This window comes from Ignavibacteriales bacterium, assembly GCA_016700155.1.
GTDB lineage: Bacteria > Bacteroidota > Ignavibacteria > Ignavibacteriales > Ignavibacteriaceae.
Genome location: CP065001.1, coordinates 4,559,789 through 4,579,999, shown reverse-complemented (window position 1 = coordinate 4,579,999; position 20,211 = coordinate 4,559,789). Strand labels below are relative to the sequence as shown.

The following is a 20,211-nucleotide window of genomic DNA, read 5'->3' as shown; positions in this document are numbered from 1 at the left end:
GATCCGCACCCGGATATGACCTTCCCCCAATCCGCTTTTAATAAAAAATACAGTTGCACATTAATATCTTAGATAAGAAATTTGTCACGGCTTATACATTAAGTTATTGTGGTTGATTATATTTGCTGTTAACTGAATCGAACGGTTCGTTGATTAAAAACTAAATAATCGCAAAGGTTAAATATGCCTTCTGTAACGCCTCCCAGAGGATACAAAAAATCAGATACTGAACGCAGAAAAAAATGGCTTGAGGAAAGAACAGGAATTCATCTGAATGATACTGGGCCGAATGAACCAGAAGATTTAAAAGGCATAATTGAAAACCACACAGGGTTCATAAGTATACCAATGGCTGTTGCCGGACCATTGCTTATTTCAGGGACTTATGCAAAAGGCGAATTCTTTATCCCTCTGTGCACACTAGAAGGTTCTCTTTCACTTTCAATGACCCGCGGACTTTACCTCACTCATCTCAGCGGCGGAATAAAAACAACTCATATCAAACAGGAAATTTCCAGAAGTCCAATTTTTATATTCGAGGATGTTAATGAAACACTGCCGTTCATCATCTGGATAAAAGAAAATTTTGACAAAATAAAAAAGGTTGCTGAATCATCAACAAAGCACGGAAAATTATTGCGTATTGATCCGTACCCAACACAGAACAGTGTAATCCTGGATTTCATTTTTTATACCGCCGAAGCTGCCGGGCAAAATATGGTAACGATTGCGGCATACGAAGCATGCAGGTTTATAAAAGATAATTTTAAAAGCACGAACAATTACAGATACTTTATCGAAAGTAATTTTAATGGGGATAAAAATCCGGCAACAAAAACTCTTCTGCTTGGCAGAAGTCATTACGTAATTGGAAGTGCGTTGATTAGAGGAAATTATTTAAAACGAGTTATGCGCACAACTGCCAAGGAGTATGTTGAAGGATGGACAAAATGTACCCACGGCGCTCAAATGGCTGGTGTAGTGGGAATGAATATGCACGTCGCAAACGCGCTTGCAGCAATTTATCTTGCAACCGGTCAGGATGTTGCCTGTGTTGCCGAAAATTCCGTTGCTGTAATGACATATGAAGTCCGCAATGAAACTGATCTATATGCGACACTAACTATGCCTTCAATAAGTGTTGGTACAGTTGGCGGCGGAACAAGATTGAAACAACAGAATAAAAATCTCCAGATGCTCGGCTGTATAGGAAAAAATTCATCTAAAAAGTTTGCTGAAATAGTTTGTGCTTCTGCATTGGCTCTTGAGTTATCTCTCGGCGGTGCTATTGTGACTGATGAATTCGCTCAGGCACATGCGAAATACGGGAGAAAGTGATTGAAAACAATCCGCGAGGAACTGGAAGAGCTAAAACTCGGACCTGAATATTCCTATCTTACAAAACCGCATTCATTACTAAGCAGAGTAATAAAGAAAATATTCGAGATTTACTGCAACGTTTTGTTCTCAGTTTATTGCCCGTTAAAAGTTCATGGTAAAGAAAACATTCCTTCATCTTCATTTATATTTTGCAGCAACCACAACAGCCATATGGATAGCGGTATACTAATGCTTGCCGCCGGTAAACCGTTCATAAAATTTGCGATGATGGCAGCGAAAGATTATTTCTTCGATAACAAAAACCGGAAATATTTTTTGAGTCTTCTTATGAACCTTATACCAATTGACAGGGATGCCGACAAGCAATCAATGATTGAATACCTTGCTGCGTGTAAGGAGTTTTTAAAGGATAACAAAAGCGGATTAATTATTTATCCGGAAGGTACTCGCTCTAAAACCGGGAAGATGCAGAAGTTTAAAAAAGGTCCGGCAATGATTTCTGCTGAACTTGGTGTCCCGATTGTCCCGGCTTATATCAGCGGTTCTTTTACAGCCTGGCCAAAAGGGAAAAAGTTTATGAAACCTACATCGCTAAATGTGTGGATAGGCAAACCAATTTATCCCGAGAAATTTTTATCAGAAACAGAATTAATAAACGGACAGCACTTTACTGCTTATCGTAAAATAACAGAAGTACTTGAAAGTAAAGTGCATGAACTTATGGAGTTAAAAAAGTAATGAACAATAACACCAAACAAATGAAGTGGTGGGGATGGGGTGATGAACAAATTGACTTTGATATTGACAGCAAACCCGATCTGTGGCCTTATATAAAAAAAGTAGTCGGAATTGAAAACGATAATAAAGTCGTGTATACACCTCCCGTTCCATTTGAGCAAATAAATCTTCCTCATCAAATTATCAATGAAACATTTCTAAACTCAGTAAAAAATATTTTGAATGCTGATCAGATAAATCTGGATAAGTTGGACAGACTTATCCACTGTTACGGAAAAAGTTTCAGGGATCTCTGGAGAATCAGGCATGGAATTGTTAAAGGTGCACCCGATATAATATTATATCCTGATAATGAAACTCAGATTTGTGAAATAATAACACTTGCAAATGAGACTGGTGTGAAAATTATCCCCTTCGGGGGTGGAAGTAATATCGCCGGTTCTCTTGAAGTCCTGAAACAACAGGATGCGTGCGTTGTTTCACTCGATCTTAAACGTATGGATAAAGTACTTAGTATTGATAAAGAATCATGCGTTGCAAAAATTCAGGCTGGTGCTTTAGGTCCGTATATGGAGGAACAACTCCAAAAAGAAGGATTCACACTTGGTCACTTTCCTGATTCTTTTGAATATTCAACCTTGGGGGGATGGGTTGCAACCCGATCAGCAGGGATGCAAAGTGATATCTACGGAAAGATAGAAGACATGGTAATCTCACTGAGAATGGTTACACCTAATGGAACGATAGCCACAAGGACTGTTCCCAAATCATCAAATGGAATTGACATAAAACACATTTGTATCGGGAGTGAAGGTATTCTTGGCGTAATAACTGAAGCATCCATGCAGGTACATCGCTTACCCAAAAACAGGGCGGCTTACGGATTTTTATTCCCCGACTTTGAAAGCGGGATAAAAGCAGTTTATGAATGTGTTGAAAAAAATTGTATGCCTGTTGTAACCAGACTGAATGACCCCGATAAAACAGCACTATCATTAGCATATAAAACCAAATCAAGTGCGCTAAAACATCACCTGGGAAATTTGGTTAAATCATATCTAAAAAATGTTAAAGGATTTGATCTGGAAAAATGCTGTCTTATGCTGAATGTATTTGAAGGAGATGATGAACAATTCCATTCCGTTAAACAAAAAGTGAAATCAATTTATAAAAAGTATGGTGCAGTAAATCTTGGTACCGATCCTGGTAAAGCATTTGAAAAAGGTAAATACGATTTTCCATATCTGCGTGACTTTGTGATGGACCGGAATATTATGGCTGATGTAAGTGAAACAGCAACTGTATGGAGTAATCTTCTTCCTCTCTACTATTCAACCTACACAGCACTTGAAACAGCAATTAAGAAAACAGGAAAGAAACCATTTCTGGGATGTCATATAAGTCATACTTATCACACCGGTGCAAGCCTCTATTTCACTTTTGGATGTACTCAAATTCCGGGTAAAGAGATTGAACAATATCTCTATATAAAAAAAGCTGCCGAGGATGCATTTATAAAAGGCGGAGCCACTCTATCCCATCATCATGCAGTTGGATTTGAACATTTGCCCTGGTTGGAGGATGATATTTCCAAAACAGGTGTTGATGTGTTGAAGGCATTAAAAAAAGGGCTTGATCCTGAAGGCATTATGAACCCTGGGAAAGTAATTCCGGTTGATCAGAGTATTACTGAGTGGGGTCTAAAATCCGAAGACATCGCAAATTTTGATAAGGGATTAAGTTGAAGTTTGAAAAAAAAGTTGTTGTAATTACCGGAGCTTCATCCGGATTGGGTAGGCAGCTATCAATTGATTTTGCAAATGAAGGATCTTCAGTAATTTTATTTTCACGTGATGAAACAGAATTAAAAAAAACATTTGAACTTTGTAATTCCCAGCATTCATCAATGATAGTTGGAGATGTTTCTAAAAAAACAGATTGCATCAATCTTGCAGAATATGTTAAAGCTAAGTACGCGAAAGCTGATATAATTGTACTAAACGCCGGTGTAAGTATGTGGACTTCATTTGATGAAATTGATGATACTGATCAATACAGAAAAATGTTTGATGTAAATTTTTGGGGAACGGTAAATTGTATAAAAGCATTCTCGAAACAGTTACATGAAACTGCCGGGATGGTGATCGTTATATCTTCTTTACAAGGGAAAATCGGAGTCCCATTTCATACTTTCTATTCTGCTTCAAAACATGCTTTACAGGGATTGATAAACTCACTTAGATTTGAATACCACGATATTAATTTTTTGAGTGTTCTCCCCCATTGGATAAGCGGTACAAACCTGAGACAAAACGCGCTTGATTCAAAAGGCAGTTCAATAGGTGATCAAAAAAAATCACACACGAGCGAGTCAATCACAGTGGAAGAGTGCAGCAAAAAAATTCTGTATGCAGCAGTAAAGAAAAAGCGTGAGTTAATTATCCCATTCAAACTGAAATTACTGATCTGGCTTTATAATATTTATCAGCCGCTTGCTGAAAAAATAATCAGATCAAAAGTACATTCGCAATAAACGGGAACCACTGAACTGTTGCATGTGCAAGCTATATTCTTTAGTTTAAGCACGGAGATGAGAATCTAATTAGTGCTGCATTAGTATTACGAATTGCGATTTACCAATGCAGCACGATTTAAAATCTTAAAAATTATCCTGATTCTTTTCTGGTTAAAAGAATGAAAGAATTTTTTAGTGTTCTCGAAGTATCAAAACTCTTAAAGCTAAGCCGTTCAACCGTTCTTTACTATATTAAATCGGGCAAACTGAAAGCGGAACAGGTTGGAAAAATTTATGTTATTTCACAGGAAGCTTTCGGAGATTTTTTGAAAGAACATAAAACCAAAAAGAAAATTAAAAAGATAAATCAAACCCGACTCGATTTTTAGTTTCATTCTTTAAGTTTGTTCAATAATAAAAAGGTAATAACTTGGCGGAAAACAGTCACAAATCCGTTTTCTACTTTAGAAATATATTTACAGTATTGGTTGTTTCAGTACTGTTCAGCGCATGTTCAAAACAGAAAGATCCGATACCGCAGGATTTTAGTTCTTTATCTATGGATAAAAAACTTTCCGGTAAAGAAGCGAAAGATTTTCTCAACCGTATGCACGCCGGTGATGTAACTTCAGCAAAAAACGAAATTGGTTTTTATTCCGGAAGTGAAGGCGGAGCCACGATATATGTATCTTACTTTGATGACAAATACCAGGCACAAGCTGAAGAAAAACGTATGACTGATAAAATTGCAAAGGGACAAACCGAATTTACCAATAGTGGTGTTTTTTATTATGACGGGTTAAAAATTTTCAAATGTCTTGGTTACAGCCAGTCACATTTCGTTTTTTCAAAAGAAGAAAAACTGATCTGGCTTACTGCCGATACAGCAATAATCCGCAAACTGCTTGCAGCTTATCTTGAATACCTAAACAAATAATCTACGGATGCTTTCCGATCTCATTACTTTTCATCGAACCGGATATATTGTGAATAATTTTTTCCGGTTCACCACAATTTTTTTTCTTCCGATTTTATTTTCATGCAGCACAATACAAAAAGATCTGTTCACTGAAGGAATGGATTATCTGAATCGCGGAAACTACTTCAAAGCAATCGAATTGTTTGACCAGGCTCTGGCGGATGAACCTGATTCAAAAATATATTTTAATAAAGCTATTGCTTTGTACAAGACGGGGCAAACACCCGAATCAATAAACAACTACACTAAAGCAATTGAAGTTCAACCAAATTTTGCTGAGGCATATTTCAACCGTTCTTTATGTTATCTTGAACTTCAAAAGTTTTCAGAAGCACTTCGCGATTTAAATACATGCATAGGTCTGAATGCACAATTTGCCGAAGCATACTTTGCAAGGGCTTATCTCTACAGCTATAATAATAATTATCAGGCGTCTATAGGAGACTATGACAAATTTATTATGCTGAAACCGGATGACGCACGTGGATTTGTAAACCGGGGAAATGTGCGCGGACTGATGGAGGACCCTCTGGGCGCAATTGATGATTTTACAACTGCGATTGAAATTGATCCGGATAATATAAACGCTTATATCTCCAGAGGGACTGATAAAGGAATAATCGGGGACTATGAAGGCGCAATAGACGATTTTTCATCTGCAATAAATTTAGATGATTCAACTGAGCAATATTATTTTATGCGCGGGGAAGCAAAATTTATGATCGAAGATTTTGATGGTGCAATCAGGGATTATGAAATGATGATAAAACTTAACCCGAAAAATGGTCAGGCATTTTATGTAAAAGGGTTAGCAGAGTTAAGCAATAAAAATAAGTCTAAAGGTTGTGCTGACCTGAAACGTGCTGCGGAACTTGGTTACGTGGAAGCCTTTTCTGCGATCACAGAAAATTGCGTGGAAAAACAAAAGAGTAAATCAAAGTGAACCGGATGTTCAATTCTTTTTAATCGTCTGTGTCTTCGTAGCAGCCGTAAGCGGATTCAGGAACCGGTACACTTATCGCATTCTTATCGACCAGAACATCCCATATTTTATCAGCAATTTTGCCGGAATCCAGGAGTCCGCGATTTAAAGCATTTTTGTACTCAAGTTCGATAATCTTTTTGATTACCTGTTGAATCTCATCAACTTTTTGTGCCAGATGTCTGTTCATATTAATCCTGAATATTAGTTTGATCTTATGCCGGATGAGGAAAAGCGTATTTTCATAACTCATGAATTATGCCATTCAAAGTATATATCAGGCATACTCAACTTTCTGTTTTATTATCGAAGGAATGTCTCAATAAGTTTATTCGTAACTAATTGATTCAGTCGGAGAGTAAAAAAAACCACTTAACTATTTCTCGAGTAATGGATTTATCCTGTCGAGAAGCTGTTTTGCGGGCATATAATTAGGATCTAAACCCAGGCATTTATTTACATAATAATTCGCTTCTTCGAATTTTTTCTGGTTAAAACTGCTCTGGGCTAACCCAAAATATGCTTCGGTATAAGCAGGATAATTCTCAAGTGCTTTATTAAAATTATTCTCTGCCCGGCTATAATTCCGCAGTGATTCATACGAAGCCCCTAAAAGAAAATATGTTTGAGAAGATCTTGGATCTAAAGCCAGTGATTGATTTAATAACTGCACAGCATTTGCTGAATTGCCCGACTGAAGCATTTGGATAGCTGCCTGGTTCATCTGAGAAACTTCTTTTGGCTGGATATGTGTCCTGCCCTGCTCGTATTTAAATATCTCGAGAAATTCAAATTCATGAACAGGTACATATACCGGTTTATCATTAACAACTTCGAACCAGTTTTTTAATGTGACAACATAATTTACTTTCTGCTTGCTTAGGTAATCATTCATATATTCCGAATACATTCTGTTATTCAGATGATCGATCAACTCCGGTGTTACAAGCCCAGCCATGTCCACTAATTTTCTTTTGCCGTAGTATGCGATGGCGCCGACATCATGTGTTGCAATTATATCATTCGTATCAGTGTTTGCATCTATCCATTTACCGGCAGCAACATGTCTTTCATTATGATACTTGCACAGAAGTGAATATTCCTTAACGTTTGTGGAAATCTCATTAAACGTAATTGAAATGCCTGCAATAAGAAAAAGGATAAACACCATGTTTGAAAGCTGGCTTCTTCCCCCGGATAATTTTGTGTGAAGAAAATCTACGACAATCTTTACACCTGAAAATGCTATCAGAATATAGAAAGGAATTACAGGCATCAAATATCTTCCGAACCTGTGAGCAAATGGAAGCTTTATGTAATAAACAGCAATCAAGCCCAGTATAAATATCAGGCAGACTAATAATGTTTTATACTCCTTCTTAAAAAATGATTTTATAATTGCGACGAGTCCTACCAGGAAGGGCACCCAAATAATTACAAATTCTGATTGTGTAAAATATTTCAGAACATCATTCTCAAGAAAATTTGCTCTGCTGGAGTTTTGATAATACTCTAACTTGGCTTTGTATGTGTTGGGAAGAAATGATCCTGACAGCAGATAATTAAATATGAAATAACCAGCCGCCATAATAAAAGCTATTGAAAATGCTTTTGAAATTTCACCCGTTGAAAATTTGTTGTCGGAATTATCATCTTTTTTAAAATAATTTCGCCGGAGGAAAAAATCGAAAGCAATTGCAATCCATAGTACAAGTCCATCAGGTCGGCACCAGATTGTTAATCCCAGCATAATTCCGAGCAGAACAATTTTTTTATACCTGTATGCATAAATACTTCCGGTTATAAAAAACAGGAACATTGAAGTTTCCATACCGGAAACATTTATCAGGTTAAGCTTAGGCTGAAGAGCAACTAAAAGTGTAGTGACCAAAGCAAGCAGAGGAAATCCATTGAATTCATTCCCCGCGATTTTTATAAATGCAAAGACAAACAAAGCCCCGAACAAAATTCCCGGTATATAACTGATAATGAATTCATTGTTTGAAACAAGAAAAAGAAGCGAAAGCAAAATTGTATAAATTGGTGATGTAGAACCTGACGTTACCATTTCATTTTTGAAATAAGAGAAACTTCCATAATCAACAAAGTTTTTTGCAAATGTTAAGTGGATCCACGGGTCGTCTAATGGAAATCCGAAGTACCCGTTTTTGTCAAACGAATCATAGACAAAGTAGATGCCTGTTATAATGGTTAAAAGTACAGGCAGATAAATCAGGTAGTTCTGATATTTACCTGCTTTTAATGAATAGATTAATTCGACCGTCTTCCCTGTTTTCACAGCAGAAGATTTTTTCTGTGCATTTTTCTTTTTTTCTTTTTTACTCACGCTTAGCCACGAATATTTTATTGTTCAATTAGAAAAATTTTGTATTGATGCTCAAAAATAATATCAAATCTGAAATAGAAAAAGATTAATCTTCTCCAAACTTAAATTGTAAAGCGATCAATGATTTAAAATAATAAAGGGCGCATTTCTGCGCCCTTCCTCTTCTTCTTGCTTCTCACCAAATAAATTATTTGGTAAGAATCATTTTCTTAACTGAACTGAATTCACTTCCATTAACACCAGCTGCATCTATTCTGTAGAAATAAACACCGCTGTTCAATGAGCTGCCGTCAAATGTGATTGAGTGAGGACCGGCAACAAAATTCTGATTCAGTATTGACAATACTTCCTGACCAAGAATATCAAATACTTTAAAGCTTACTCTCGATTCGACAGGAAGATTGAAATTGATCTTTGTTGAAGGGTTGAATGGGTTCGGATAGTTCTGGCTGAGTTCAAATTCAGCTGGTATACCCATATCAATTTTAACTTCATTACTGTAGCTGAATGTACCGTCAAAGTCGATTTGTTTTAATCTGTAAGTATAGCTGCCTGTACCTACATTAACATCTATAAAGGAATAACTTTGTGCCTGTGAAGTTGTTCCGAAACCTTTTACAAATCCTACGGTTGTGTAGTCTTCGGTTTCTGATCTTCTTTCAATTTCAAATCCGCTGTTATTCAATTCGGTTGCTGTTAACCAGCTTAGAACAACATTTTCATTTGAGCGGTTAGCATTGAAAGATACAAGTTCAACAGGAACTATGTATGAATTATCAACAAATACTTCTGTTAACATTGAAATAGCGGTACCATTATAACCTGTAGCAACCGCAAGCTTCCATTGATTTACTTCTGTTTGAATACTACCAACAGAGGAACCAAGAACAGCAGTTGGTTTACTAATCTGCGGAACCCATGTGTCTGTAGCAACTTTATAAACGTAACAATCAGTGGAGCCGGTCCAGGATGTTGTAGGGCTTCCGCCTGCAACGATTATTCCGTCCTGCCATTTAGCAGCATCCCATCTGAATCTTGCACCAAGTGGGAAAGCAGCTCCTGAAGTCCAGGTGATAATGGTTCTGTCATTAGCATCAATTGTTCCGACATAGGTTGTTCCAACAATACCGGAAGCAGTAGCACCGCCGACATAAACGATTGTGTTGTTGTATATCGCCATCGCACCGCCAAAAATACCTGTTGGCAATGATGTTGCAGGTCTCCAGGTATCGGTGTTAACATTGTACAATAAAACTGATGTTAGATAGTTTGTTCCATCATAACCACCAACAAGGTAAATTAAACTATCCTGGTATGGATAAGCATCTGACCAGCCTACATTACCGGGCAGTGTAGCTGCAGTAGACCATGTGTTTGCAGTAATATCATACTTCAGAGTTGTGTTTTGATATGCCGGTGTTGAAGCTCCATCACTACCGCCGATAACAAAATAGTAACCCATAGTTGCTGCTGAAGTTGTAACTACTCTCGGCTGCGGTAGTGGTGCTATAGCAACCCATGTATTTGTTGCAAAATCATATTTGTTTGCTTCTGTTTTGTTTGTTGAGTTACCGCCTGCTGAGAATAATAATTCAGTAGCACCATTCTTATAAGTTGCACCGGCGCCCATGTAAGTACCAACATTAATATTTGCTGCGGTCATCCATGTTGCATCAGTAACACTAACAACTTTTTGAAGTGTATCGTTTAATGCATTAACATCACCTGCAAGCTGAGTATATGCTTTTACAGTATATGTTCCGACAACTGCTGCAATGTTATCGAATGAAACTTGTTGCGTTGTATTCGGTGCAAGTCCGGTTACAGTTTTTGTGGAAGTATAACCTGCAGGAACAATTGTCATTGTTACGTTGAAAGTCTGCTCTGCACTTCCAAAGTTTTTAACTGTTGCCATTGGAGTAACTGTACCTGGTAAAATATTACCGGCAACATCGAGTGAGAACATACCAACATCATTAGCCGGAGCTGTGCCAATTTTTATGTTATCGAGATAAAGGTTATTTCCATAAGCACTGATTGCTTTGAATTTTACCATATTGGTTCCAACAGGAAGAGCAAAAGTTTTGGTTGCCCATTGAGCTGCTGTTGGTGTGAATGTACCGCTTTGACCTGGTGCTGTTACCAGTTCACCGCTGTTACCGCCGTGTAAAAGTATCAAAGTTGTAAAAGTTGTTCCGCCATCTGTTGAAGTTTCAAGTTGAAGCTGATCATCTTCACCACCGGTATAGGTTGCATAAGCATGATCAAATACAAGTTGATCCCCTGTAACTGTAGGTGCCATTACGCTGGTGACCATTGATTGGGTTGTTCCGGTTGTAGCGCTGTAAAAATTAAATTTTGCTGCGGCAACACCCGTTCCATAACCACTGCATGTAGTTACTAAAGTCCAGTATGCTGTACCTGTGAATTCCAATGTCCAGCCTGTAGGCGGGAACACCTGGTCTTCGAAATCTGTAAATATATATCTTAAATCAGTGACACCTTTTGTACCAAGAACAACCGGGTTGTTGTCCTGTACGTAGGTTCTGTCTTCAGTAGAAATCTGGTAAGGAGCCAAGTTCCATGAAGCATTCTTCTGGCTTTGAGCCAGTGTGAATGAAAAAGCAAGGAGCAGAGAAAGAACAAAAAAGGACTTCTTCATAGTTAACCTCTATTTAGTGGATTGATTGTATAAGTATTACAGCTAATCATTTCGCTATAATGTTTTATCAATTTCAAAAAGACTTGACCGACCAGGAATTACAATTCGGTTTATTTAGACTTGAATATCTTTTACTAAAAATATCCCGGTAAATAAACAGCGGGTTCGGACAACTTAGTAACAAATATTAAACTGAACAGGATATGATTATGCTCTATCCCGCGATGAACAGGCTGAATAGAAATTTTCTGTTTCAGCCGATGCCTGAAATTTTTCCCTCAATAATTATTAATGAACAACAATTATGGTTTCAGCCATATGAACTATCATTGAGAAAATTCAATGATGATGATTCAGGGTATTGCGCAGGATAAGCAGCGTTATTGAAAGTTGATCCTTGAATGGAATCGAGCAGTTCTATCTGAATTAAAGATGCATCGTAAATCGAGTATTGCATCCTGTTCTCCCTGTAAATAATTAATTCTATCTCTGATCAAACTTATACAAAATTGATTTACTATAAAACATTTTTTTCAAAAATATTTTTATCAATAGTTAATGAACAGCAATTACTGCCCTGTAAATTAAATTCAATATTGAATTATAAGCATCAAAGAAGTTTTAAATTAAAAAGAATAAAGAGTTTGTTTTTAAAATCAGACAAGAAGATTAAATGCCCTTTGTATCACCCTTAACCATCTGCCAGCCAGTCAGAAGAATTATCTGTATATCGAGCCAAGGAGACCAGTTCTCAATGTACCATAGATCATAATCAATTCTTTTTTTCATTCGTTTTTTATTTTCTTCAAAATCAGGTACATCACCGCGAAGCCCGTGAATCTGTGCCCAACCCGTTATGCCGGGTTTGACCCAGCTTCGTATTTTTATTTCTTCAACCATCTGCTCATAAATTTTTTGGAATGATATCATGTGAGGACGGGGACCAACAACAGACATATCACCTTTAAAAACATTAATGAACTGGGGAAGCTCATCGAGGTTCGTTCTTCTTAATATTTTTCCGAGCTCTGTTATTCTTGGATCATCCTGAACAACCGGTACAAAAGTATCTGTTTGTTTTGACTCATGCATTGTTCTGAACTTATAACAGTTAAATGTTTTTCCATGTGCTCCTGTTCGTTCCTGTATGAAAAAAAGTTTTCCGCGGGAATTAATGAGATTAAGCAAATAGATTACAGGAATGAGCCACCAAAGCACAAGAGCAAACACTAACAGTGAAAAATTTATATCGAAAATACGTTTAAGGAATCGCCAGTGAATTTCTGAAAGCGGTTCTGCCCTTACGGTAATTACAGGAAAATCTCCGATAAGATTTACCTGGTATTTTTTTGAAAGAAACTTAAAGTAATCCGGAATAATATGCGTCCTTACCGCGTGCTTATTACAAACACGAATGATGTTATCGAGAAGAAGAGGATCAACTAAAGATAATGCTATTACAACCGTATCAATTTTAATTTGAGTGATTATCCTGTCCAGTTCTTCCGTAGTTCCTAAATAGTCATCAATAAGCACAGAATCTTTTTCAATATCGACATATCCTGAAAATCTTAATCCGAACTCAGGATGCTTTACAATTAATTCTTTTATACTCCGACCCGTTTCTCCGGCACCGACTATCAGCAGATTTTTCTGATTTTTTTCTTTTCTCATAAGACTGCCCAGAATAACTCTTAATAGTATTATCCTGATACTGATGACCGAAATCACTATCAGAGAATTATACAGGATAAAATTTCTGGTGAACAAAAGTTCCTTGGCAGCAAAGATGAAAAGTATAGACACAATAACCTGTAGAGCTGCTAGTTTCAGTACGTTTAATAACTGGTAGGAAAAATGTTTTGTGTTAAAATCATCATAAAAATTTATTACATCTGAAAATAAATACCAGGAAAAATTTAAACCTGCCATAAGAATAAACATATAGTTCCGCTCAAGAAGTATTTCCCAGGACTGCGCAAATACCGCGCTGGCAAGAAATGATAAGTTTATTATGAACAAATCAAGGAAGAGTCTCAGATAGTATATAGACTTTTTATTAGCAAGCATTCTGAAAGTTTCTTATTTCATGTTTTTTCTGTTAAAGAAAATATTGCTTTTCTCATCAACATAGCGGGTTATATTTTCTTCAAATACTTTTCTGTCAAACTTTTTTGCGTATTGATTCAGAAACACTGAATCAAATTTATTTTCATTCTTTTCGAATTTTAAAATTGCTTCACGTAAGGATGTTATACTTTGCTCATTAAAATGAATTCCTGATTCACCATCAATTATAGTTTCGGAAGCTCCTCCTTTATTAAATGCAATTACAGGAGTGCCGCAGGATAGTGCTTCCACAGGAATAATTCCAAAATCTTCTTCGGCAGCAAAAATAAATGCTTTAGCTTTTTGCATATACTCTTTTAGTTTTACATCGGGTTGATAACCGATGTATTCAACATTCTTTGAAAGCAACGCCCGGATTTTATTCTGATCGGGACCATCGCCGATAAGAACTAATTTTCTTCCGTCAAAATCTTTAAATGTTTCAACAATAAGATCGATTTTTTTGTATGGGACAAAACGGGATGCCGCAAGGTAGTAATCATCTTTTGTAGTGCTGCACTCAAACTTCTTTGTATCAACAGGCGGATAAATAACGTCAGCTTTTCTGCCATAAATTTTTTCAATTCTTTTGGCAATGTAGTGAGAGATTCCAACAAAATAATTAACACGGTTTGCGGTTGTTGAATCCCACATCCTTATGTAATGAAGTATATTCTTTGCAATGAAACCTTTTATACCACTTGTAAGGTTTGCCGCTTTTAAGTATTGATGATACAAGTCCCAGGCATACCTTATTGGGGTGTAACAGTAACATATATTCAGTTGATCTGAATTTGTAATGACCCCTTTCGCAACCGCATGAGAACTTGTTAAAACAAAATCATAACCTGAAACATCAAACTGTTCAATTGCATAAGGAAAAAATGGGAGATAATTCCTGTGTTTCGTTTTTATGAACGGAGCTTTTTGCAGAAATGAAGTATTAAGGTTTTTATTCTTAAATACTTTTTGTGATTCCTCATAGTTCAACAAATTGAAAAGAGTAAAAACATCAGCATCTGTCCAGATGTTTGTAAAAGACTCAACACATTTTTCAGAGCCGGCATAACTTGCAAACCAGTCGTGTACGATAGCTGTTTTCATTTACTGATTTTTCCCCGGCTAAATATTTCCAGGTAAACGTCTTTAGTCTGATTTATCATTCGGGCAATATTATATTTTATTTCGATTGTTCTTCTGCCTGCTTCCGATATTTTTTTCCAGAGTACTTCGTCTTCATATAATGATGAAATAATTTTCGATGCTGATTCGGGTTTATCAATATCATATAAAAAACCATTTACACCATTCTCTATTATATCGTTGTTGCCAACGACATTCGTTGCAACCACCGGAAGGCCGACAGACATAGCTTCAAGAACACCAAGCGGAAGTCCTTCCGCACGGGACGTGGAAATATAACAAAATGAATTCAGTAAATATTCTTTGGGATTATTAGAAGCCCCGCCAAAGATAAATTTTGATGTTAATCCCATTTCTTCTGCCGCCGCTTTAATACTACTTTCACTTTCTCCGCTGCCAATAGTTTTTATTAAGAAAGTCTTATCGTTTTCATTCAAAGCCTTCAATATGGGGATAAGCAATTCAGGGTTCTTAGCGTGATCAAATCTCGTTATCGTTGAAATGACCGGGTTCGCTGTCTTAACTTTCGAATATTCAACAATCTCATTTCCTATTTCTACTCCATTAAGAATGAGTGAAAGCTTTTCTTTTTTGGCAATCTTTAAATTAATTGCAGTTTTCATTTCTCCCTCTGAAACCACAATAAATCTTCGTGTAAAAAAAGCTAATACCTTTTCGATAAATAGTTGAATATTCTTTTTTATTGCTCCATACTTATAGTAATGAATACCATGGAAAGTATGTACAACAGGAGTTCCGGTTAAGGCTGAAATAATACGGCTATAGATTCCTGCGCCTTTTCCATGAGAATGAATTATGGCAATCTTATTTTCAACAATGAACTTAAGAAGCCGGAAAAAATGTTTTAGGTTGAATTGACGATGCGGAATTTCAATTAGATTATCTGCCCCGATCAGACTGCAATATCTTTCCCAGTATGGAAGATCTTTTGGGCAGGCAACAAAAAAATTCATGTCCTCTTTTAAATAATTTAAAAGTTTGAAAATATGTTCCGGACCACCTCCATAGTCAGCGCGCGATGAAATAATAATTACTTTTATGGATGTTTTCATCTGCCTGTTGGGTTTATTTTCTGCGGAATGCCATATATTTGCAGGTAATTATCAGGTAAATTATAGTTGTTCATAAACTTATACTCAAAAATAAAAACTAACATACTGAAAAACTAAACCAGACCGGTATTTGTTTTTTATTGTCAAATGAAGATATCTATTATTACTCCAGTTTTTAATTCTGCAAAAAGTATTTCGCGGAATGTTAATTCAATAGTAAAACAGACCCATCAGGATTTTGAACAAATTGTTATCGATAATCTGAGTAATGATGATACACTTAACATTATCCAGAATATTTACAATGAACACGGAGTAAATAATAAACTAAAAATTATTAGTGAACCAGATTCAGGTATTGCCGACGCTTTTAACAAAGGTATTAATGCTTCATCCGGGAATGTAATTGCCATTCTGAATAGTGATGATGAATATTACAATGATAAAGTCTTTGAAGAAGTAATAAATCTTTTTAAGGAAAGTGAACCGAGTTTTGTATATGGCGATATAAAATTTATAGATGCTATTTATGGTTCAAATTTAAGAAAACCTTTGCTCTGTGATCTTTCCGTAGCGATGCCCTACAATCATCCTGCGATGTTTATTAAAAAAGAACTATATCAGAAGTGCGGGATGTATGATACTTCATTTAAATATGCTATGGACTATGAATTAATTGTGCGGCTGGAAAAAAACATTCCTCTCTTCAGAGATAAAGGTAAATACCTTTCAGGTCAACCAATAGCTTTGATGAATGCGGGCGGTGAATCCTGGAAAAATGAAATAAAAGGAATCAAGGAAACAAGGTTAGCTTTAATTAAACATGGATTATGGAATTTTTCAGCAAAAAAAAATTATGTTTTAAGAATAAGCAGAGTCAGGATTAAAAAAATTATTCACTTGCTCGGGCTTAAATATCTTATCGCCCTTTGGAGGAATCACAAATGGAGTTAACGTTCGTTGAAAAAATAAAGATTATACTTTTGCTGTAATATTAATATGCCAAAAGTATCTATTGTAATATTGAATTATAACGGCAAAAGATTTTTGAATGATTGCATTTCATCAGTGCTGAAACAGGATTTTACAGACTATGAAATAATTTTAGTCGATAATAATTCAAGCGATGGTAGTGCGGATTTTATCAGAGAGAAATTTCTACAAATAAAATTGATTCAATCAGATAAGAACCTCGGCTTTGCAGGTGGAAATAATCTTGGAGTGAATCACTCAAGTGGTGAATTAATTGTACTTCTGAACAATGACACGGTAACAAAAGATAACTGGCTTAAAAACCTGGTAGCGGCAGTGGACAAAGACAATGTTGCAATTGCTTCTCCGTTAATTTTAAATGAACACACTCCAATGAAATACTGGGAAAGAAAAGGTTCAATAAATTTTCTAGGTCATAATATTATGCTTGTCTTCAGTAAAGAAGAAGAAATATTTTCATCCAGCGGCGCATGTCTTATATACAAAAAGGATTTACTCGGAATACCATTTGACGAAGACTATTTTGCTTACAGTGAAGATGTATATCTTGGACTAAGAGCAAGATTTATGGGATATGAAATCCATCATACAAACAACTCAGAGATTTATCACTTTGAAGGAGGTTCATTTAACCGGACACCTAACCAATTAAAAACGTTTATTCAGGAAAGGAACAGACTACTGAATATGTTTTTGTTCTTTTCACTTAAGACCAATTTAAAACTTATACCGATATATCTGTTCAATATTATAACAAAACTCTCTGTTGCATTAATCTTTGGATGGCACAAGAAATATAAAAAGTATTCACTACCCGGGCTGTTACAAGCTTATTTTTGGTTTATCAGGAATATATCCCTGGTACTTAATAAGAGAAAAAAACTAGCGTCGCAAAAATCTATAAATGAAAAGAATGTTATAAAATTTATGACATATAAACTTGATAACGGTGAAAGTTTGCCAGGCAAATTCATTAATTACATGGCAAAAATATATTTTACTGTTGTAAACATTAGAACTTATGAATTTTATCACGACTCTAGCACTGGAAGATTAAATACGACATTATATTAAACAACGCGATTGAAGTATCAAAACATCATAGTTTCTGACAATGATTAATATTATAGCTGAGCTAAAAAATTCCTTCAACTTTAATAGTCAAACAAGAGGAGGAAAAGCAAAGAAAAATATAATGCTGATCTTTATACTGCACGGCATAAATTTTATATCACTAATGTTGCTCGTTCCGCTTTCAATTGATTACCTTGGCGAAGTCAAATATGGTATCTGGGTTACTTTAAGTTCTGTTGTGATGTGGATAAATAATTTTGATTTTGGCATTGGGAATGGATTAAGGAATAAACTCTCAGAATCTTTTGCTGAAAATGATTTAGTGAAAGCTAAAAGATATATAAGCACAGCTTATTCGGTATTTGCTAAACTTGTAGCCGGACTAATACTTTCATTTGTAATCATCGCCCCATTTATTGACTGGACATCTGTTTTTAATTCTCCACAGAGTATCAGCAATGAAGTGGAAGAGACTATCTTTTTTGTATTCATTACATATTCATTACTTTTTTTTACAAAACTCATTTCATCAGTTATTAATGCGGATCAGAAACCTGCTCTTAACAGTTTTTTGGGTGTCCTCGGAAATGTTCTGACACTACTTGCAATTTATGCATTGCACAAAACAACAAGCAGTAACCTCATATTGCTAGGTGTTTTTTCTTCTTTAATGCCTTTGATAATTTTTATTATCGCCTCAATTGTACTCTTTAGAAGTATTTATAAAAAAGTCGCGCCGTCAATAAAGTCTTCTGATAAACATTACACAAAAGATTTGGTAGGACTTGGACTAAAGTTTTTTGTAATCCAATTGTCAGGCGTAATAATGTTTGCCTCCCAGAATTTAATAATAACTCAGTTGCTTGGTCCCGAACAGGTAACGGTTTACAATGTTGCTTACAGGTATTTTTATTTTATTCCTTTGATCTTTAATGTTGTGTTAACTCCATTGTGGTCAGCATATACTGAAGCTTATACGAAAAATGAAATGTCTTGGATAATAAATTCCATAAAAAAGATTCACTATGTATGGTTTATCTTATCAGTCATTGTTGTGTTGATGGTAATCGCCTCCGATTTTGTTTATAACATCTGGGTAGGTAGTGAGATAAAGGTTCCTTTTTTGCTTTCAATTCTGATGGGAATTTATGTTATTATTTTTAACTGGAATAATATTTACGCTTACTTCCTGAATGGCATCGGGAAAATAAAACTTCAGTTTTATTATTCTATATTAATTGCACTCTTAAATATTCCGGTTTCTATTCTGCTTGTAAAATATTTTGATCTTGATCTTAGTGGAGTCGTGATTTCAGGTTGCATATTTCTTGGTGTTGGTGCAATATGGGCGCCGGTTCAGTACTCGAAAATAATAAACAGAAAAGCTAAAGGCATCTGGAATAAATGATGAATTGTCCGATATGCAAATCCACGAGCAATAATGTTTTTTATGCTGAAGTACTAAAAAAACATAAAGTGGAATTCTTTCAATGCAGCACTTGCAGATTTGTATTTACTGAACGGGCATACTGGTTAAAAGAAGCTTATGAAAGCACAATAAACTTGACTGATACGGGAATAATTGAAAGAAATCTTTACTTCTCCAGGGTTACTTCTGCTTTAATCTTTTTCTTGTTCAATAAAAAACTTTCATTTGTGGATTATGCAGGCGGGTATGGTATATTTACCAGACTAATGCGCGATATCGGGTTTGATTATTTTTGGATGGACCCATATTGCGACAATTTAACAGCCCGGGGTTTTGAATATAAACAAGAAGAATTAAAACAAATAGAGTTGTTAACGGCATTTGAAGTTTTTGAACATCTTCAAGATCCCGTTAAAGAAATTTCAAGTATGTTGAAGATTTCCAAAAATATTTTCTTTTCGACTCAATTAGTATCAGATCCACCACCAACCCCTGATGGATGGTGGTATTATGGATTAGAGCACGGTCAGCATATTTCATTTTATTCATTAAAGTCTTTAGAAACTATCGCTAAAAACTTTGGTTTAAATTTTTATTCTTTTAAAGGCCTTCATCTTATGACAGATAAAAGAATTAATTTTTTGATTTATAAAACAATCATAAACCTTTCCAATTTTGGGCTATTCCATTTAATAAAAAAATTAATGCCCAGTAGAACATGGGATGATCATCTTTCATTGAAGAAATAGACTTAATATATTCGTTACTATATGTACACTTCACAGCTTAAAAGATTTAAAAATGCAATTAATTACATAATAACCAG

Annotated in this window: 18 protein-coding genes; 11 read left to right on the top strand and 7 right to left on the bottom strand. The window is 35.6% G+C overall.

Annotated elements, in window-relative coordinates; genetic code table 11:
• Nucleotides 1-183 precede the first annotated feature (183 nt).
• The 7 genes from IPM56_19350 to IPM56_19320 all read left to right on the top strand — a co-directional run bounded on the left by IPM56_19350 (nt 184) and on the right by IPM56_19320 (nt 6,516).
• Nucleotides 184-1,338, top strand: coding sequence for a hydroxymethylglutaryl-CoA reductase (locus IPM56_19350; protein ID QQS36365.1), 1,155 nt, complete (start codon nt 184-186; stop codon nt 1,336-1,338).
• On the top strand, nt 1,339-2,079 hold the full coding sequence (locus IPM56_19345; GenBank protein ID QQS36364.1) for a 1-acyl-sn-glycerol-3-phosphate acyltransferase: 741 nt from the start codon (nt 1,339-1,341) through the stop codon (nt 2,077-2,079).
• A complete protein-coding gene (locus IPM56_19340; GenBank protein ID QQS36363.1) occupies nt 2,079-3,824 on the top strand; it encodes an FAD-binding oxidoreductase in 1,746 nt (581 codons plus the stop codon). The genes IPM56_19345 and IPM56_19340 overlap by 1 nt, the downstream gene beginning before the upstream one ends.
• Nucleotides 3,821-4,612, top strand: a complete 792-nt coding sequence (locus IPM56_19335; protein QQS36362.1) for an SDR family oxidoreductase — start codon at nt 3,821-3,823, stop codon at nt 4,610-4,612. Before IPM56_19340 ends, IPM56_19335 begins: the two co-directional genes overlap by 4 nt.
• Nucleotides 4,613-4,773: 161 nt before the next feature.
• Nucleotides 4,774-4,983, top strand: coding sequence for a helix-turn-helix domain-containing protein (locus tag IPM56_19330; GenBank protein QQS36361.1), 210 nt, complete (start codon nt 4,774-4,776; stop codon nt 4,981-4,983).
• Between the two features lie 170 nt (nt 4,984-5,153).
• Nucleotides 5,154-5,531, top strand: a complete 378-nt coding sequence (locus IPM56_19325) for a hypothetical protein (GenBank protein QQS36360.1) — start codon at nt 5,154-5,156, stop codon at nt 5,529-5,531.
• Between the two features lie 49 nt (nt 5,532-5,580).
• A complete protein-coding gene (locus IPM56_19320) occupies nt 5,581-6,516 on the top strand; it encodes a tetratricopeptide repeat protein (GenBank protein QQS36359.1) in 936 nt (311 codons plus the stop codon).
• Nucleotides 6,517-6,535: 19 nt separating this feature from the next.
• Here the strand turns inward: IPM56_19320 and IPM56_19315 are convergent, their stop codons facing one another.
• From IPM56_19315 to IPM56_19285, 7 genes are all read right to left on the bottom strand, one after another.
• Nucleotides 6,536-6,745, bottom strand: a complete 210-nt coding sequence (locus tag IPM56_19315; GenBank protein QQS36358.1) for a hypothetical protein — start codon at nt 6,743-6,745, stop codon at nt 6,536-6,538.
• A gap of 186 nt (nt 6,746-6,931) precedes the next feature.
• A complete protein-coding gene (locus IPM56_19310; GenBank protein QQS36357.1) occupies nt 6,932-8,902 on the bottom strand; it encodes a tetratricopeptide repeat protein in 1,971 nt (656 codons plus the stop codon).
• Between the two features lie 187 nt (nt 8,903-9,089).
• Complete coding sequence (locus tag IPM56_19305) at nt 9,090-11,564, bottom strand: T9SS type A sorting domain-containing protein (GenBank protein ID QQS36356.1); 2,475 nt, start codon at nt 11,562-11,564, stop codon at nt 9,090-9,092.
• 310 nt (nt 11,565-11,874) lie between these two features.
• Nucleotides 11,875-12,021 carry a hypothetical protein gene (locus IPM56_19300; GenBank protein QQS36355.1) on the bottom strand — a complete coding sequence of 49 codons (147 nt, stop codon included), beginning with the start codon at nt 12,019-12,021 and terminating at the stop codon, nt 11,875-11,877.
• Between the two features lie 212 nt (nt 12,022-12,233).
• Nucleotides 12,234-13,634 (bottom strand): exopolysaccharide biosynthesis polyprenyl glycosylphosphotransferase, encoded by a 1,401-nt coding sequence (locus IPM56_19295; GenBank protein QQS36354.1) that lies wholly within the window; start codon nt 13,632-13,634, stop codon nt 12,234-12,236.
• A gap of 12 nt (nt 13,635-13,646) precedes the next feature.
• Complete coding sequence (locus tag IPM56_19290; protein QQS36353.1) at nt 13,647-14,777, bottom strand: glycosyltransferase; 1,131 nt, start codon at nt 14,775-14,777, stop codon at nt 13,647-13,649.
• Complete coding sequence (locus IPM56_19285; GenBank protein QQS36352.1) at nt 14,774-15,889, bottom strand: glycosyltransferase; 1,116 nt, start codon at nt 15,887-15,889, stop codon at nt 14,774-14,776. The genes IPM56_19290 and IPM56_19285 overlap by 4 nt, the downstream gene beginning before the upstream one ends.
• A gap of 147 nt (nt 15,890-16,036) precedes the next feature.
• Here IPM56_19285 and IPM56_19280 point away from each other — a divergent pair, with 147 nt between their 5' ends.
• The 4 genes from IPM56_19280 to IPM56_19265 all read left to right on the top strand — a co-directional run bounded on the left by IPM56_19280 (nt 16,037) and on the right by IPM56_19265 (nt 20,134).
• On the top strand, nt 16,037-16,843 hold the full coding sequence (locus IPM56_19280; GenBank protein ID QQS36351.1) for a glycosyltransferase: 807 nt from the start codon (nt 16,037-16,039) through the stop codon (nt 16,841-16,843).
• A 45-nt stretch (nt 16,844-16,888) separates the two neighbouring features.
• A complete protein-coding gene (locus IPM56_19275) occupies nt 16,889-17,956 on the top strand; it encodes a glycosyltransferase (GenBank protein QQS36350.1) in 1,068 nt (355 codons plus the stop codon).
• A 121-nt stretch (nt 17,957-18,077) separates the two neighbouring features.
• The gene (locus IPM56_19270) at nt 18,078-19,364 is read left to right on the top strand and encodes an MATE family efflux transporter (protein ID QQS36349.1); all 1,287 of its coding nucleotides are present in this window, start codon (nt 18,078-18,080) and stop codon (nt 19,362-19,364) included.
• Nucleotides 19,364-20,134 (top strand): class I SAM-dependent methyltransferase, encoded by a 771-nt coding sequence (locus tag IPM56_19265; GenBank protein QQS36348.1) that lies wholly within the window; start codon nt 19,364-19,366, stop codon nt 20,132-20,134. The genes IPM56_19270 and IPM56_19265 overlap by 1 nt, the downstream gene beginning before the upstream one ends.
• Nucleotides 20,135-20,211 lie beyond the last annotated feature (77 nt).

Excerpts from the sequence above, each read along its gene's own strand:
- IPM56_19350 (QQS36365.1), top strand. The coding sequence starts at position 184 with ATGCCTTCTGTAACGCCTCCCAGAGGATACAAAAAATCAGATACTGAA.
- IPM56_19340 (QQS36363.1), top strand. The coding sequence starts at position 2,079 with ATGAACAATAACACCAAACAAATGAAGTGGTGGGGATGGGGTGATGAA.
- IPM56_19330 (QQS36361.1), top strand. The coding sequence starts at position 4,774 with ATGAAAGAATTTTTTAGTGTTCTCGAAGTATCAAAACTCTTAAAGCTA.
- IPM56_19325 (QQS36360.1), top strand. The coding sequence starts at position 5,154 with ATGGATAAAAAACTTTCCGGTAAAGAAGCGAAAGATTTTCTCAACCGT.
- IPM56_19315 (QQS36358.1), bottom strand. The coding sequence starts at position 6,745 with ATGAACAGACATCTGGCACAAAAAGTTGATGAGATTCAACAGGTAATC.
- IPM56_19305 (QQS36356.1), bottom strand. The coding sequence starts at position 11,564 with ATGAAGAAGTCCTTTTTTGTTCTTTCTCTGCTCCTTGCTTTTTCATTC.
- IPM56_19300 (QQS36355.1), bottom strand. The coding sequence starts at position 12,021 with ATGCAATACTCGATTTACGATGCATCTTTAATTCAGATAGAACTGCTC.
- IPM56_19295 (QQS36354.1), bottom strand. The coding sequence starts at position 13,634 with ATGCTTGCTAATAAAAAGTCTATATACTATCTGAGACTCTTCCTTGAT.
- IPM56_19290 (QQS36353.1), bottom strand. The coding sequence starts at position 14,777 with ATGAAAACAGCTATCGTACACGACTGGTTTGCAAGTTATGCCGGCTCT.
- IPM56_19285 (QQS36352.1), bottom strand. The coding sequence starts at position 15,889 with ATGAAAACATCCATAAAAGTAATTATTATTTCATCGCGCGCTGACTAT.
- IPM56_19280 (QQS36351.1), top strand. The coding sequence starts at position 16,037 with ATGAAGATATCTATTATTACTCCAGTTTTTAATTCTGCAAAAAGTATT.
- IPM56_19275 (QQS36350.1), top strand. The coding sequence starts at position 16,889 with ATGCCAAAAGTATCTATTGTAATATTGAATTATAACGGCAAAAGATTT.
- IPM56_19270 (QQS36349.1), top strand. The coding sequence starts at position 18,078 with ATGCTGATCTTTATACTGCACGGCATAAATTTTATATCACTAATGTTG.
- IPM56_19265 (QQS36348.1), top strand. The coding sequence starts at position 19,364 with ATGAATTGTCCGATATGCAAATCCACGAGCAATAATGTTTTTTATGCT.